This is a genomic window from Actinospica acidithermotolerans (genome assembly GCF_018139625.1).
GTDB classification, from domain to species: domain Bacteria; phylum Actinomycetota; class Actinomycetes; order Streptomycetales; family Catenulisporaceae; genus Actinospica; species Actinospica acidithermotolerans.
In genome coordinates, this window is record NZ_JAGSOH010000003.1 from 53,556 (window position 1) to 69,179 (window position 15,624).

The following is a 15,624-nucleotide window of genomic DNA, read 5'->3' on the forward strand; positions in this document are numbered from 1 at the left end:
GCCGCGCTCGTCAACCCGTGCACGTCTACGCCTCGAGGGCGCCATCACGGCCGGCGCGGCGGGTCGATCACCCGCTGTCCACGGCGGCCAGCCCGCGGTTGTTCGCATGCACGGGGCCCTCGGTGTCGTGAAGGCGCCGGCCGCTGCCGCCGTGTGCCTCGGCGACGATCTCGGCGACGATGGAGACCGCGGTCTCCTCGGGGCTGCGGCCGCCGAGGTCGAGTCCCAGCGGGGAATGCAGCCGCCGGAGCTCGGCCTCGCCGAGACCCGCTTCGCGCAACCTGGCGAGACGGTCCTCGTGCGTCCGCCTCGAGCCCAGCGCGCCGACGAAGGCGAGGTGCGGCATACGCAGCGCCGCGGCGAGCAACGGGACGTCGAACTTGGGGTCGTGGGTGAGCACGGCGACGACGGTCCTGTCGTCGAGTCTTCCGGCCGCGTGCTCGGCCTCGAGATACTCGTGCGGCCACCGCCGCACGACCTCGTCAGCGTCCGGAAAGCGCTCCGCGGTGACGAACACCGGCCTGGCGTCGCAGACGGTGACGCGGTAGCCGAGGAACGCGCCGAGGCGGGCGAGCGCCGCGGCGTAGTCCACCGCCCCGAAGACGAGCATGCGCGGCGCGGCCACGAACGACTGCGTGAACACCGACACCTCCTCGCCCTCGCGCCGGCCCGCGCTCGAATAGTGCCGGAGGTCCGTGGAACCCCGACGGAGCCGGGCGCGGGCGTCGGCCGCCGCGATGTCGTCCAACGCGGCCGATCCGAACGTCCCGGCCCGCCGGTCCTCCCAGACGACGAGCCGCGAACCGATCCTGCCGGGCCCCTCCTCGGGGCCCGCGACGACGGTCGAGAGGGCGACCGGCTCGCCCGCGGCCAGCGATTCCCGCAGCGCGGCGAGCTCGGGGAACGCGGCGCGCGAGATCTGCTCGATGTAGACCTCGATGACGCCGCCGCACGTCAGCCCGACCTCGAAAGCCTCCAGGTCGCCGCCGGTGAAGCCGTACGTCTGCAGCCGTGGACGGCCGGACTCGCGTACCTCCACGGCTGCGTCGTAGACGGCGCCCTCGACGCAGCCGCCTGACAGACTGCCGACGACCGCGCCGTCCTGCGCGACCGCCATCGCCGCGCCCGGACCGCGCGGCGCACTCCTGACCGTGGAGACCACGGTGGCGAGCGCGAGGGTCTCGCCCGAGACGTACCGGGGATACACGGTCTCGAGGATCTCGCGGAGCGTGTCCGCGGTCGCCGGGCGGTCCTTCATGTCAGCTTCTTGACCAGAATGGCCGCGGCCACCAGCACGAGGACCAGGGGCACGACGCGCTTGGCGAGCGGGCCGCGCACGATGCTCAGCACGTCCACGGCTTCGGGCTCGGCCGCCGGCGCCGCCGCCCGCGCCGAGGGCGGAGACGACGATGGCGACGATGGCGACGACGACGGTTGAGCGGACTCCGCCGCGGACCCGGCCACGGACTCGGGCGCGGACTGCGCCGCGGACGCCTCGCCCGGAACCGCGAGCTTCCGCTCCAGGCACGTGGCGAACTGGTCCATCAGCTTCCGGCTGATGTCCTCGATCACCCCCTTGCCGAACTGCGCGACCTTCCCGGTCACCCTCAGCTCAGTGGCCACCCTCACGACGGTGCCGTCGCCGTCCGGGAGCAGGCTCGCGGTCACGGTCGCATCGGCACTGCCCTGGCCGCGGCTCTCGCGTCCCCGTGCCCGCAGCGACATCGTGTGGTGCTCGGCGTCGCGCTCCTCGATCGTCGCCGTGCCGAGGTACTGCGTGGTCATCGGCCCGACCTTGAGCTTCACCGTGCCCCGGTACTCGTCGCCGTCGACGCCGGTCAGCTGCGCGCCGGGCATGCACGGGGCGATCCGCTCCACGTCGCCCAGCAGCTCCCAGGCGGATTCCAGGGGCAGGCTCACGCGGAACTCGTTGGTGAAGTCCACGGACCTCACGATCAGCGCGGTGTCCCCACCCGTCAACGGGCTCTTCAGCCATCGCTTAAGTGCCCCACAGCGTCACGTGGACCGTCGGGTGATAGCGGTCCGCCGGCACCCCCGAGGCGCGGGCCAGCAGCGCCTGCGTCGCCTGCGGCGTGGTCACGAAGCGGCAGAGCGAGGCCGCTGTCTGCGAACGCCGTTCGCCCCGGAGCGCGCTCGCGTAGAGGATGCCGTTGATCGGAGTGCCGGGAACGTCGAGCGCGGCCAGGCTGCCGCGCCGCAGGTCGTCGCGCACCATGTGCAGGACGGCGATCGACAGGCCGTCTCCGGTGGCCGCGGCGTGCCACGCGGCCGTGGCGCTCGGGAAGACCACCGCGCGGGCCGGATCGACGCAGTGCCTGGCCAGGAACGCACCGCCCAGACTGTCCGTGTCGAGCCCGCCGGGGCCGAGCAGCCACCGCTCCCGCGCCAGGCGCGCCGCGGTGACCTGGCCACGGCCGAGCGTGTGCTCCGGCGAGGCGACGACCACGAGCTGGAAGCGCAGGAACGGCAGGCACTCGATCGGGCCCTCGGGGCCGAGCGGTCCGGCGGCCGGCCCGACGGCGACGTCCGCGCGCCGGTCGAGCAGCACCTGCCCGAGCATCCGGGCGGGCACGGCGACCGTCTCGGCCTCGACGTCCGGCTGCTTGCGCCCGAACGCCTCGAGCAGCGGCGGGACGACCAGCTCGGCCGAGTCCTCCGTCGCGGCGACGCGCAGGTACGAGATGCCCTCCCCCGCCTCGCGCACCCGCCACCGGGTCTCCTCGGCCAGGCTCACGATCTCGGCCGCACCGGCCGCGAGCCGCCGGCCCCCGGCGGTCAGCGTGATGCCGCCGGCGGACCTGACGAACAGGGCGTCGCCCAGCTCGCGGCGCAGCGCGGCGACCGCCCCGGAGATCGCGGGCTCCGTCACCCTCAGCGCCTCGGCCGCGGCCCGCACCGAGCCCAGGCGGGCGACCGCCACGAATGCCTTCAACTGGGTGAGCGTCATCGCAGCCGCAGCCCTCCGCGCCCGGACCGGCCGAACGATGTCCCGACGCCGGTGAAAGAGCCTATAGAGGCCATTATCCGCCGAAAACGGTCTTAACCTTTCGCTTCACTCGCCGTTGACCGCCCGGCGCCCGCGGAGCAGCGTGGCAGGGCGGACGATCACTCCGAGGACGTGGACGGATCTGGGAGGCGGGCGCGGTGCAGGTTCCGGCATCTTTCGACTACCGGCGCGCGGAGAGCGTGGACGACGCCCTCGCGCTGCTCGAACGCTACGGCGACGGGGCCCGGGTCATCGCGGGCGGGCACAGCCTGCTGCCGATGATGAAGCTGCGGCTGGCCCGGCCCGAATACCTGGTGGACATCAACGACCTGACCGAGCTCGACTACCTCAGGCTCGACGGCGACCGGCTGCGCATCGGCGCGCTGACCCGGCACCGGAAGCTGCTCGAGTCCGAGGTCGTCGAGCACTTCTTCCCCATCTTCACCGACGCCGAGCGGGTGATCGCCGATCCGCCGGTGCGCAACCGCGGCACCATCGGCGGCTCGCTGTGCCAGGCCGACCCCTCCGAGGACCTCTCGGCCGTGTGCAGCGCGCTGGCCGCCGAGGTCGTGATCCGCGGGCGCGGCGGGGAGCGGGTCGTGCCCGTCCACGAGTTCTACCGCGGCCCTTACGAGACGGCGGTGGGCGTCGGGGAGATGCTCGTCGAGGTGCGGATCCCGGTCCGGCACCGGGCGGGCAGCGCGTACGAGAAGGTCGAGCGCAAGGCCGGCGACTGGGCGGTCGCGGCGGCCGGCGCCGCGCTGGCGCTGGCGCAGGACGGCCGGATCGAAGTGGCCGGGATCGGCTTGGCCGCGGTCGGCGCGGACGCGGTGCACGCCCGCGCCGCCGAGGAGCTGCTGCGCGGCCGCGAGCCCTCCGAGGAGCTGTTCGCCGAGGCCGGCCGCAGGGCCGGGGACGACTGCGAGCCGGTGGCCGACAACCGCGGGACCGCCGAGTACAAGAGGCACCTGGCCGCCGAGCTGACGTCCCGCGCGCTGCGCCGAGCCGCGGCGCGCGCCGCCGCCGGCGTCGAGGCCGGGGCCGGAGTCTGAGGAGGAGGCATCGCCGTGCAGGTCAGCATCAACGTGAACGGGACCGACTACAACGCCGAGGTCGAGCCGAGGCACCTGCTGGTGCGCTTCCTGCGCGAGGATCTGCGCCTGACCGGAACCCACTGGGGGTGCGACACGAGCAACTGCGGCACGTGCGTCGTGCTGCTGGACGGCGAGCCCGTCAAGAGCTGCACGGTCCTGGCCGCGATGGCCTCGGGCCACAGCGTGCGCACCGTCGAGGGCCTCGAGGGCCCGGACGGGCTCGACCCGGTGCAGCAGGGCTTCATGGAGGAGCACGGCCTGCAGTGCGGATTCTGCACGCCGGGCATGATGCTCACCGCGCGCGCCCTGCTGGACCGCAACCACGATCCCTCAGAGGAGCAGATCCGCGAGGCGATCTCCGGGCAGCTGTGCCGCTGCACCGGATACCTGAACATCGTCCGCGCGGTGCGCTGGGCCGCCGAGCACCAGGCACGGGCGCAGACCGAATCCCCAAGCCAGTCCGAGACCGCCGGAGTCTGACATGACCACGGTCGAGCACGCCGAACACGTCGACGTCGAGGAGTCCGCACCGACCGCCGCTCCGCCCGAGGAGCGCCCCATCGGGTACGGCAGGCTCAAGCGCAAGGAGGACCCGCGCTTCGTCCGCGGCAAGGGCAACTACGTGGACGACGTGCTGCTGCCGGGCATGCTGCACGGCGCGGTGCTGCGCAGTCCCTTCGCGCATGCGCGCATCGTCTCGATCGACACGTCCGCGGCCGAGGCGCATCCGAAGGTCAAGGCCGTCATCACCGGCAAGACGCTGGAGGGTCTCGGGCTCGCCTGGATGCCGACCCTGTCCATGGACACCCAGGCCGTCCTCGCGACCGACAAGGTGCGGTTCCAAGGGCAGGAGGTGGCGTTCGTCGTCGCCGAGGACCACTACGCCGCGCGCGACGCCGTCGAGCTCATCGACATCGAATACGAACCGCTGCCCGCGGTCATCGACGCACGCCGCGCCATGGACGCCGACGCTCCGGTCATCCGGGACGACAAGGAGGGCCGGACCGACAACCACATCTTCGACTGGGAGGCCGGCGACCCGGAGGCCGCGAACGCGGTGTTCGAGCGCGCCGACGTGGTGGTCCGGCAGGAGATGCTCTACCCGCGTGTGCACCCCGCGCCGCTCGAGACCTGCGGCTGCGTCGCCTCGATGGATCCGGTCGAGGGCAAGCTGACGCTGTGGGAGACCTGCCAGGCGCCGCACGCCCACCGGACCCTGGTCGCCATGGTCGCCGGGATACCCGAGCAGAAGATCCGCATCGTCGCGCCCGACATCGGCGGCGGCTTCGGGAACAAGGTCGGCATCTACCCGGGGTACGTCTGCGCCGTCGTCGGCTCGATCGTCACCGGGAAGCCGGTCAAGTGGATGGAGGACCGCTCGGAGAACCTGATGAGCACGTCCTTCGCCCGCGACTACCACATGACGGGCGAGATCGCCGCGACGCGCGACGGGAAGATCCTCGGCATCCGCGCGGACGTGCTCGCCGACCACGGCGCGTTCAACGGCACCGCCCAGCCGACGAAGTACCCCGCCGGCTTCTTCCACATCTTCACCGGCTCGTACGACATCGAGGCGGCGCACTGCAAGGTCACCGGCGTCTACACGAACAAGGCGCCGGGCGGAGTCGCGTACGCGTGCTCGTTCCGGGTGACCGAGGCCGTGTACCTGGTCGAGCGGATGGTGGACTGCCTGGCGAACGAGCTGGGCCGCGACCCGGCGGAGCTGCGGATGCAGAACCTGCTGCGGCCGGAGCAGTTCCCGTACGAGAACAAGACCGGCTGGACGTACGACTCCGGCGACTACCCGACGACCCTGCGCAAGGCGATGGACATCGCGGGGTACGAGCAGCTGCGCGAGGAGCAGCGGCGGCGGCGCGCCGAAGGCAAGCCGATGGGCATCGGCGTGTCCTTCTTCACCGAGGTCGTCGGCGCCGGGGCGCGCAAGCACTTCGACATCCTCGGGCTCGGCATGGCGGACGGCTGCGAATTGCGCGTGCACCCGACCGGCAAGGCGGTGGTGCGGCTGAGCGTGCAGACCCAGGGCCAGGGCCACGAGACGACGTTCGCGCAGATCGTGGCCGAGGAGCTGGGGATCCCGCCGGAGGACATCCAGGTCGTGCACGGCGACACCGACCAGACCCCGTTCGGCCTCGGCACCTACGGCAGCCGCTCCACCCCGGTCTCCGGGGCCGCCGCGGCGGTGGTCGCCCGCAAGGTCCGCGACAAGGCGCGCCTCATCGCCGGGGCGATGCTCGAGGTCTCGCCCGACGACCTCGACTGGGAGAAGGGCCGCTGGTTCGTGCGCGGCGACCCGTCCGCCGGAAAATCGATCCAGGAGATCGCGCTCGCGGCCCACGGGACGCTCGAACTGCCCGAGGGCGTCGAAGGCCACCTCGAGGCCACGACCGTCTACAACCCGCCCAACCTCACGTTCCCGTACGGCGCCTACATCTGTGTGGTGGACGTGGACCCCGGGACCGGGGTGGTCAAGGTGCGGCGGTTCATCGCGGTGGACGACTGCGGCACCCGCATCAACCCCATGATCATCGAGGGGCAGGTGCACGGCGGGCTCGCGGACGGCGTCGGCATGGCGCTGATGCAGCTGATCGGGTTCGACGAGGACGGCAACTGCCTGTCCGGCTCCTTCATGGACTACCTGCTGCCGACCGCGCTCGAAGTGCCGGACTGGGAACTCGGCTACACCGTCACCCCGTCCCCGCACCACCCGATCGGCGCCAAGGGCATCGGCGAGTCGGCGACGGTCGGCTCCCCGCCCGCCGTGGTCAACGCCGTGATGGACGCGATCGGCGTGCGGCACGCCGACATGCCGCTCACCCCGAGCCGGGTCTGGCACGCGATGCACGGCGGCGTCGGGGCGCCGCAATGATCCCTGGGTCGGCGCTGGACCGGCGGATGGAGGAGCTGTACACGGGACGGATCCCCTTCGTGCGGGCGACGGTCGTGCGCGGCCGCCGCCCGACCAGCGCGCGACCCGGCGATACCGCGATCGTCCTGCCGGACGGCCGGATCGAGGGCTTCGTGGGCGGCGTGTGCGCGGAATCCACCGTGCGCCTGCAGGCGCTGCGCAGCCTGCGGACCGGTGAGCCACTGCTGCTGCGCATCTCGCCGGACCCGCCGGATACCGGGGTGGGTATCGGCGCGCAGTCCGCGGAGGACGGCACGCTCACCGTCGCCAATCCCTGCCTGTCCGGCGGCGAGCTGGAGATCTTCCTCGAACCGCTGCTGCCGCCGACGCGGATCGTCGTGGTCGGGCAGGCGCCGATCGCCGCGGCGCTGGTCGCGCTGGGGCCGGTGCTCGAGTACGACGTCCGGACCATCGATCCGGAGGAGCTCAGCGAAACAGCCCTCTCCGATACCGCGGCGGTCATCGTCGCCTCGCACGGGCGCGGCGAGGAAGACGCGCTGACCCTGGCCGTGCACCTCGGAATCCCGTATGTCGCGCTGGTCTCCAGCCGGAAGCGCGGCGCCACGGTCCTCGCGGGGCTCGAACTCAGCGACGAGGAGCGCGTCAGAATCCACGACCCCGCCGGCCTGTGGATCGGCGCCGAGTCGCCCGGCGAGATCGCGGTCTCGATCCTCGCCGAGCTCATCGCGGTGCGGCACGGCGTGCCTGTCGGGAACGCGGCGGACGCACCTGCGGATTCGTCGGCAACCGCGGACACACCCGCGGAATCGCCGGCGGCCTCGCAAGCGACGGCTGAGCCGCCCACCGCGGTCGATCCCGTGTGCGGCATGACCGTGGCCGTCGTGCCGGAGACGCTGCACTCAGACGTCAACGGCGAGCGGCACTGGTTCTGCCGCCCGGGCTGCCGCGAAGCGTACGAGGGCGACCCCGCGCGCTACGCCTCGGTGCACGCATGAGCGCGGAGTCCGGGCTTTCCGCGCAGGCCGAGGCGTCCTCGGCGCTCGCGTGGGCCGCGCCCGATCCCGGGGCCCTCGGCGCGGCCCTCGACCGCGCGGGCTACCTGGCTGACGCCGGGCTGTCCACGGCGCTCTTCCTCGCCCTGCGTCTCCCGCAGCCGCTGCTGCTGGAGGGCGAGCCCGGCGTCGGCAAGACCGAGGCGGCGAAGGCTCTGGCCGCCGTGCTCGACAGCCCGCTGATCCGCCTGCAGTGCTACGACGGCCTGGACGCCGCCGAAGCGCTGTACGAGTGGAACTATCCGCGCCAACTGCTCAGCATCCGCCTGGCGGAAAGCCGTGGCGAGGCGTTGACCGAGGCCGACCTGTTCACCGACGAATACCTGCTGCGCCGTCCCGTGCTCGCCGCACTGACCCATCCGGGGCCGATGCCCGCCGTCCTGCTCATCGACGAGATCGACCGCGCCGACGACGACTTCGAGGCCTTCCTCCTGGAGGTTCTGGCCGACACCGCGGTGACGATTCCCGAGCTCGGCACCGTCCGCGCCGCCGTCGCCCCGATCGTCGTCTTGACCTCGAACCGGACGCGCGACCTGCACGACGCCCTCAAACGCCGCTGCCTCTACCACTGGATCGACTACCCGGACACCGAGCGGCTCGTCGAGATCGTACGACGGCACGCGCCCGAAGCGCCGTACGACCTCGCGGCCGATGTCGCCGCCGCAGTGCGCCGGCTCCGGGGCCTGCAGCAAGTCCAGAAGGCGCCGGGGATCGCCGAGAGCATCGACTGGATCTCCGCACTGGCGCTGCTGGGCGTGCCGCGGCTGGACGCGGACGCCGCGGGCAGCACCCTCGGCCTGCTTCTGAAGTACCGCGAAGACCACGAACTCGTCCGCGAACGCGGCATCGGCTGGCTCGTCGGCGCATCCGATGCCTGATCTCCTCCTCTTCGACTCCGCCGTCTTCTGCGCCCGCTTCGCCGCCGCCCTGCGCCGCGCCGGGATTCCGGTGCCGCCGGAACGCGCCGACCGGTTTCTCCGCGCCCTGCGACTGGTACCGCCGACCCACCGAGCCGAGCTCTACTGGTGCGCGCGGCTGGTGTTCGTCTCCGATCGCGACCAGGTCGAGCGGTTCGACGGCGTATTCGATCTCATCTTCGGCGGCAGTCTCGACCGGGCCGAGAGCCGCGGCGGACACGACCGCCAACCGCTCCCCTCGTCGCAGGAGCCGGCCGCCGGACCCTCGCCCTCCGGCGCCGAACCCCGCTATCGCCGGCCGGAACCGCTGCCCGGCGGCACGCCGGTCATGCAGCCGCGGCGCACACCCGGAGAGCCGGCGCCGCACGAGGCGGCCATGCCGGTCCGTGCGCAGGCCAGCACCGCGGAAGCGCTCGCGCACAAGGACCTCGGCAAGCTCGAGCCCGAGGAACTCGCCGCGCTGGACCGGCTCGTCGGCGCGCTCGCGTTCAGCATCCCGCCGCGTCGCGGCCGCCGGCGGGAAGCGGATCGAGCCGGCCGTCGCACCGACCTGCGCCGCACCCTCCGCCTGAGCCTGCGCACCGGCGGGCAGCCGATCACGCTGGCACGCTCGCGCAACCGGCTCAGGCCCCGCAAGCTCGTGCTGCTCTGCGACATCTCCGGATCCATGGAGCCGTACACGCGTGCTTACCTGCGGCTCTTCCCCCGGCTCTACGCGCGCGGCAGCGCCGGACAGCGCGTGGCCGCGGAGACATTCGTCTTCGCGACCCGGCTGACCCGCCTCACCCCGCTGCTGCGCCACACGGACCCGGACACCGCGCTGGCCCGGGCCGGCGCCGCCGCACCGGACTGGTCCGGCGGAACGCGCATCGGCCGCTCGCTGGGCACGTTCACCGACCGGCACGGCAGGCGCGGCATGGCCCGTGACGCGATCCTGGTGATCTTCTCCGACGGCTGGGAGGGCGAGGACCCCGCCTCCGTCGGCCGCGAGATGCAGCGGCTCGCCCGCCTCGCCCACCGGATCGTATGGGTGAACCCGAGGAAGGCCGCGCCCGGATACGCGCCGCTGGCGGGCGGCATGGCCGCCGCCCTGCCGTACTGCCACGCCTTCGTCAGCGGCCACACATACGCCGCCCTCGCCGAAGTGGTCGACGCCGTCGCCGGCTTCGGCCGAAGCCGTCGCCCGGCGGCTGGACCGGCCGGGCAGGCGGGACCCTGACCCTGGCGGGGCCGCGGCGCTCAGCGCAGGGCGGCGTGGGGCGCGCCGACGAGGGGGTGAGGCTCGAACGCTTCTCCTGCCACCACCGGATCGCGCTGGACCGGCCGGACGTCCGGATCGAGCTGCCCGAAGACACCTGCGGCCTGCTTCCGGGCGGTGGCTCCCTCGCCGTTCACCGGCCCGAGGACCTTCGGCCCGGTGAACGGCGGCCCAATGCCCTAAACGAAGCCGCGGGGGCGGGCGAGGGTGGAGGCATGAGCACAGAGACCGATGCCCTCGCGCCGGCCGCGGGTTACCCGGTGCGCGTCGAGGGCGAACTGAGTGAACAGCTCTCGCGCTGGCTGTGGCTGGTCAAGTGGCTGCTGGCGATCCCGCACTACGTCGTGCTGTGGTTCCTCTGGATCGCCTACCTGCTGCTGAGCATCGTGGCACTCGTCGCGATCCTCGTCACGCGGCGGTACCCGCGCGGGATCTTCGACTTCAACGTGGGCGTGCTGCGATGGAGCTGGCGCGTCGCGTTCTACTCGTACGGGGCGCTCGGCACCGACCGCTACCCGCCGTTCTCGCTGCAGGACGATCCCGACTACCCGGCTTGGCTGCACGTCGAGTACCCGGGAGAGCTCTCCCGCGGCAAGGCGCTGCTGAAGTGGTGGCTGCTGGCGATTCCGCACTACCTCGTCGTGGGAGTCCTCGTCGGCGGATTCCACACCGGCACGAGCGCTCAGGACTACGGGCTGATCGCCGTGCTGATGCTGATCGTCGGGGTGAGCCTGCTGTTCGTCGGCCGGTACCCCAGGGGCCTGTTCAGCCTGGCGATGGGGGCGGACCGTTGGGTGCTGCGCGTCGCCGCGTACGCGAGCCTGATGACCGACGCCTATCCCCCGTTCCGCCTCGACCAGGGCGCCCGAGAACGGATCCCGGCGCCGGTTGACGTAGGGAGCTGACATGCGATCGAGCAGAACGCTGAGAAGGGGCGCCGCCGGCCTGGGCACGGCGGTCGCCGCGGGGACGGCCGTGGCCGCGGGCTACCCGCTGCTGCTGCGCCGGCGCTGCCTGACCTGGGGCGCGGAGCCCGACGAGGTCCGGGCCCCGATGCCGGGCGACGACCTGCTGCGCGGGGCGCCGCTGGTGACCACCCGCGCCGTGACCGTCGATGCGCCGCCCAAGGCGGTCTGGCCGTGGCTGGTGCAGATGGGCCCGGGACGCGGCGGGGCGTACACCTACGACTGGATCGAGAACCTGTTCGGCCTGAACATGCACAGCGCGGACCGGATCCTGCCGGAGTTCCAGGATCTCCGGGTCGGCGACAGCTTCGCGATGGGCAACGGTCCCAGACTGCGCGTCGAGATCCTGGACCCGGAGGCCGCACTGGTGCTGCGTTCCGAGGACGGCGCCTGGGTGTGGGCCTTCGGCCTGATCCCGCGCGACGCCGCGGCGGACGCCACCCGCCTGATCAGCCGCAACCGGATCGCCGCGCCGCCCTCCGGCCCGGTCTCCCGCGCGTTGTTCCGCTACGTGATGGAGCCCGGCAGCCTCGTGATGGAACGCAAGATGCTGCTGGGGATCAAGCAGCGCGTCGAGCGCCCGGCAGACCCCTGACCGCGCAGCCGGTACATCCGCCGCCGCGTCCCATCTCAGTGAGCGGAAGAGCGGCGGCCAGCGGCCGCGGCGACCGGCGACCGATGCCCGGATGACAATCTGTCATCCACACGCGGCGAGCAGGACCTCGCGGCTGACGGCGTCGGCGCGGGTGGCGGGCACAGTGCACGCATAGGCGCCCGCGACCGCGCCGTACGACGCGCAGCGGCGCGGATCATCGCCGCTGAGCCAGCCGAACAGGAAGCCCGCGGCGAACGCGTCGCCGGCCCCGTTCGTATCCACCACCGGGCCCGGCGGGACCGCCGCGGGCACGTGCGTGAGCTCTCCGTCGGCGAGCAGGAGCGCGCCTTCGGCGCCGGCCGTGGCGACCACGATCCGGGCCCTGCCGCGGGCGGCGATCGAACGCATGGTGCGCTCCGGGGCGGACAGCGCCGTCGTGGACAGGAACACCACGTCGGCGGCGAGCGCGAAGGGCTCGTGGTAGGAGCTGATCCCGTCCCAGTCGTGGAGGTCCGTGGAGAGGGTCACCCCGGACTCGCGCAGCGCCGGGAGCGCCCCGGCGAAGGGCTGGGTGATCACGACGTGCGCGTGCCGGCTGGCGGCGGCGAGGGCGCGCACCGTCGCCTCCGGCAGCGGGTCGCCGTCCCCGGCGCGGGTCGCGTCGTAGAGCGAGAGCCGGCGCCCGTCCGGGCCGACCAGGTTCACCGCCCGCTTGGTTCCCCGGGCCGAGGCCACCGCGGTCAGCGGAATGCCCCGGTGGCGGTGGAGCGCGCGGACCAGCTCGCCCTCCGGGTCGTCGCCGATCAGGTCGACGTGGTGCGTGCGCAGGCCCAGGGCGCCGAGGCCGAGAGCCACGAAGTCCCCGCTCTGCCCGGCCCGCGTCACGATGCCCGGATCGATCAGGTAACTGTCGGCGTACGGCAAGGGCAGTTCGGGCACGCGCACGACGGTGTCGACGCCGGCACCCCCGAGCACCAGGACATCGATTTCGCAGCCCATTGATGGACGCCTTCCGGTAAGCCGACGGGGCGGAACCTCAGCCGCGTCCTGCGACGCGGGCGCCCGCCGTCACTTGCGTGCCGCGGTGGAGCCCCGCACCACCAGCTCCGGCGGGTAGACGAACTCGTCGCGCGGGCCCGGGATGCCGTTCATCTCCTCGAGCAGCACTCCGACGGCAGCCTCGGCGATGGCCTGCACCGGCTGGCGCATGGTGGTCAGCGGCGGGTCGGTGAAGGCGATCAGCGGGCTGTCGTCGTATCCGATCACGGAGATGTCCTGCGGAACGGACAGGCCCAGCTCCCGCACCGCCCGCACGGCGCCGAGGGCCATCATATCGCTGCCGCACACGATCGCGGTGCAGCCGCGCTCGATCAGCGTCTTGGCGGCCTGCTGGCCGCCGGCCACCGAGAAGATCGTGTGCGCGATGCGCTCGCGCGCGGTGGCCTCGTCGAGGCCCAGCAGCGCGCCGCTCGCCGCGAGGAAGCCCTCGACCTTGCGCACCACGGGGACGAAGCGGGCCGGTCCGGTGGCCATGCCGATCCGCTCGTGGCCCAGCTCCACGAGGTGGCTGATCGCCTGGCGCATCGAGTACCGGTCGTCGGTGGCGAAGAACGGCGCCTTGACCTCCGAGATGTGCCCGTTGATCAGCACGATCGGCAACCCGCGCTCGACCAGCCGGCGGTAGCGGTCCGGGTCCGCGGTGGTGTCCGCGTGCAGGCCGGAGACGAAGACGATTCCGGCCACGTCGCGCTCGAGCAGCATCTCGGTGTACTCGTCCTCGCTCGCGCCGCCCGGCGTGAGGGTGCACAGCATCGGCGTGTACCCGTGCCGGGTCAGGATCGGCTCGATCGCCTGCGCGTAGGCGGGGAAGATCGGGTTGTCGAGCTCGGGGATCACCAGCCCGATCAGCCCCGCCGAGCGCTGCCGGGAACGCGGCGGGCGCTCGTAGCCGAGCATGTCGAGCGCGGCGAGCACCGACTGGCGGGTGGCCAGGCCCACGCCGGACTTGCCGTTGACCACCCGGCTGACGGTGGCCTCGGACACCCCGGCGTGCGCGGCGACGTCCGCGAGCCGGATCCCCGTTGTGGTTCGCTCGGCGCTCACAGTGCTCGGTTCCGTTCCCTGTATCCGTACTCTGACTATTCGGCGGGGCGCGGGTCAGCCCGCGTGCCACCATGCGGCGCTGTCCGGAGGGAGGACGATCTCGGCCGCGGGGGCGCAGCCCTGTGCGGCGTCGGGCAGGGCGGTGCTGGCCAGGATGAGCCTGCCCGGGTGGGGCACGGCCACCGGCTGGCCACTGGCGTTCACGGTACACGCAAACCCCGGCCCACGGGTGAAGACGAGCGCACCTCGGGGCGCATCTCGCCATTCGAGACGGCCGTCGCCGAGGCCGGGTATCTCCCGGCGCAGCTTCAGCGCCCGCCGGTAGAGGCCGAGGGTGGAGGACGGGTCCTCCCACTGCTTCTCGACCGTCAGCCCCCGCCACCGGGCGGGCGCGGGAAGCCAGCCCTCGGCGATGCCCAGCGGCGTGAAGCCGTACGGGGACTCCTCGCCGCCCCAGGGCAGCGGGACCCGGCATCCGTCCCGGCCGGAGGACCCGTCGGCGCTGCGCAGCCGCTGCGGATCCTGGAGCAGCTCCTCGGGCAGGTCGAGCACCTCTTCCAGCCCGAGCTCCTCGCCCTGGTACAGGTACGCGGAGCCGGGCAGCGCGAGCATGAGCAGCGCGGCGGCGCGGGCCCGGCGCAGGCCGGCCTCGCCGCCGCCATAGCGGGTCACGTGGCGGCGGATGTCATGGTTCGAGAGCACCCACGTGCTCGTGGCGCCGACGAGTTCCGCCGTGCGCACCGAATCCGCGATCACCCGCCGCAGCGCGTCGGCGTCCCAGGCGGTCCCGAGGAAGTGGAAGTTGAAGGCCTGGTGCGCCTCGTCCGGCCGGACGTACGCCGCCAGGCGCTCGATCGACGGCGCCCAGGCCTCGGCGACCGCGATGCGCTCGCCGGGGTACGAGTCGAGGATCCGGCGCCAGGAGCGGTGGATCTCGTGCACCTCGTCCTGGTCGAAGTACGGCAGCACGGAGCTGCCGAGCATCTCGATCTGGTCGGTGTACCCGGCGTCCGGCAGGCCCTCCTGCTTGACCATGCCGTGCGCCACGTCGATCCGGAAGCCGTCCACGCCGCGGTCGAGCCAGAACCGCAGGATCTCCTCGTGCTCGGCGCGCACCTCCGGGTGGCGCCAGTCCAGGTCGGGCTGCGCCGGGTCGAACAGATGCAGGTACCACTCCCCCGGCGAGCCGTCCGGCTCGGCGATCCGGGTCCAGGCCGGACCGCCGAACACCGACTCCCAGTCGTTCGGCGGCAGGCCGCCGTCCTCGCCCTTGCCCGGCCGGAACAGGTAGCGCTCGCGCGCGGCGGATCCCGGTCCGGCGGCGAGCGCCTCGCGGAACCAGCGGTGCGCGGCCGAGGTGTGGTTGGGGACGATGTCGAAGATCACCTTCAGGCCCAGGGCGTGCGCCTCGGCGATCAGCGCCTCGGCGTCGCCGAGCGTGCCGAACAGCGGGTCGACCTCGCGGTGCTCGGCCACGTCGTAGCCGCCGTCGGCCATCGGGGAGGCGTAGAACGGGGTGATCCACACCGCGTCCACACCGAGTTCCCTGAGGTACGGCAGCCGGGTGCGGACGCCGAGCAGGTCGCCGACCCCGTCGCCGTTGCCGTCGGCGAAGGATCGGATGTAGACCTGGTAGATCACGGCGTCGCGCCACCATGCGGCGGGGCGGTTCTCCGGACTGTCCGGGAGCGTCTGCGAGAGTGCGGGCGCTGACATGATGTGCGAGTCCTCATTCGGTGGGGTGCG

15 protein-coding genes are annotated in these 15,624 nt (G+C 72.8%); 8 read left to right on the forward strand and 7 right to left on the reverse strand.

The window, feature by feature from the left end:
- Positions 1-67: 67 nt before the first annotated feature.
- Genes KDK95_RS01955 through KDK95_RS01965 form a run of 3 tightly spaced genes read right to left on the reverse strand, consistent with a single transcriptional unit; the run spans position 68 to position 2,953 of the window.
- Entirely contained in the window at positions 68-1,258 is a 1,191-nt protein-coding gene (locus KDK95_RS01955; protein WP_212516216.1) for an XdhC family protein, read from the reverse strand.
- On the reverse strand, positions 1,255-1,944 hold the full coding sequence (locus KDK95_RS01960) for an SRPBCC family protein (protein ID WP_212516217.1): 690 nt from the start codon (positions 1,942-1,944) through the stop codon (positions 1,255-1,257). Before KDK95_RS01960 ends, KDK95_RS01955 begins: the two co-directional genes overlap by 4 nt.
- Positions 1,945-1,999: 55 nt before the next feature.
- Positions 2,000-2,953, reverse strand: a complete 954-nt coding sequence (locus KDK95_RS01965; RefSeq protein ID WP_212516218.1) for a LysR family transcriptional regulator — start codon at positions 2,951-2,953, stop codon at positions 2,000-2,002.
- 212 nt (positions 2,954-3,165) lie between these two features.
- Here KDK95_RS01965 and KDK95_RS37590 point away from each other — a divergent pair, with 212 nt between their 5' ends.
- Genes KDK95_RS37590 through KDK95_RS01995 form a run of 6 tightly spaced genes read left to right on the forward strand, consistent with a single transcriptional unit; the run spans position 3,166 to position 10,176 of the window.
- Positions 3,166-4,059, forward strand: a complete 894-nt coding sequence (locus KDK95_RS37590) for an FAD binding domain-containing protein (RefSeq protein WP_212516219.1) — start codon at positions 3,166-3,168, stop codon at positions 4,057-4,059.
- A gap of 15 nt (positions 4,060-4,074) precedes the next feature.
- Entirely contained in the window at positions 4,075-4,581 is a 507-nt protein-coding gene (locus KDK95_RS37595; protein WP_307844080.1) for a (2Fe-2S)-binding protein, read from the forward strand.
- A gap of 1 nt (position 4,582) precedes the next feature.
- Positions 4,583-6,988 (forward strand): aerobic carbon-monoxide dehydrogenase large subunit, encoded by a 2,406-nt coding sequence (locus KDK95_RS01980; protein WP_212516220.1) that lies wholly within the window; start codon positions 4,583-4,585, stop codon positions 6,986-6,988.
- A complete protein-coding gene (locus KDK95_RS01985) occupies positions 6,985-7,983 on the forward strand; it encodes an XdhC family protein (protein WP_212516221.1) in 999 nt (332 codons plus the stop codon). The genes KDK95_RS01980 and KDK95_RS01985 overlap by 4 nt, the downstream gene beginning before the upstream one ends.
- Positions 7,980-8,918 carry an AAA family ATPase gene (locus tag KDK95_RS01990; protein WP_212516222.1) on the forward strand — a complete coding sequence of 313 codons (939 nt, stop codon included), beginning with the start codon at positions 7,980-7,982 and terminating at the stop codon, positions 8,916-8,918. The genes KDK95_RS01985 and KDK95_RS01990 overlap by 4 nt, the downstream gene beginning before the upstream one ends.
- Complete coding sequence (locus tag KDK95_RS01995) at positions 8,911-10,176, forward strand: vWA domain-containing protein (protein ID WP_212516223.1); 1,266 nt, start codon at positions 8,911-8,913, stop codon at positions 10,174-10,176. Before KDK95_RS01990 ends, KDK95_RS01995 begins: the two co-directional genes overlap by 8 nt.
- 20 nt (positions 10,177-10,196) lie before the next feature.
- Here the strand turns inward: KDK95_RS01995 and KDK95_RS02000 are convergent, their stop codons facing one another.
- Positions 10,197-10,352, reverse strand: coding sequence for a hypothetical protein (locus KDK95_RS02000; RefSeq protein WP_212516224.1), 156 nt, complete (start codon positions 10,350-10,352; stop codon positions 10,197-10,199).
- Positions 10,353-10,430: 78 nt separating this feature from the next.
- On the opposite strand from KDK95_RS02000, the gene KDK95_RS02005 reads away from it, so the two are divergent.
- Positions 10,431-11,120 carry a DUF4389 domain-containing protein gene (locus KDK95_RS02005; RefSeq protein WP_212516225.1) on the forward strand — a complete coding sequence of 230 codons (690 nt, stop codon included), beginning with the start codon at positions 10,431-10,433 and terminating at the stop codon, positions 11,118-11,120.
- 1 nt (position 11,121) lies between these two features.
- Complete coding sequence (locus tag KDK95_RS02010) at positions 11,122-11,775, forward strand: hypothetical protein (RefSeq protein ID WP_212516226.1); 654 nt, start codon at positions 11,122-11,124, stop codon at positions 11,773-11,775.
- A gap of 102 nt (positions 11,776-11,877) precedes the next feature.
- Here the strand turns inward: KDK95_RS02010 and KDK95_RS02015 are convergent, their stop codons facing one another.
- The 3 genes from KDK95_RS02015 to KDK95_RS02025 form a co-directional block, all read right to left on the reverse strand.
- The gene (locus KDK95_RS02015) at positions 11,878-12,774 is read right to left on the reverse strand and encodes an adenosine kinase (protein WP_212516227.1); all 897 of its coding nucleotides are present in this window, start codon (positions 12,772-12,774) and stop codon (positions 11,878-11,880) included.
- 69 nt (positions 12,775-12,843) lie between these two features.
- Positions 12,844-13,878 carry a LacI family DNA-binding transcriptional regulator gene (locus KDK95_RS02020; RefSeq protein WP_212516228.1) on the reverse strand — a complete coding sequence of 345 codons (1,035 nt, stop codon included), beginning with the start codon at positions 13,876-13,878 and terminating at the stop codon, positions 12,844-12,846.
- A gap of 54 nt (positions 13,879-13,932) precedes the next feature.
- Positions 13,933-15,594, reverse strand: a complete 1,662-nt coding sequence (locus KDK95_RS02025) for a glycoside hydrolase family 13 protein (RefSeq protein ID WP_212516229.1) — start codon at positions 15,592-15,594, stop codon at positions 13,933-13,935.
- Positions 15,595-15,624 lie beyond the last annotated feature (30 nt).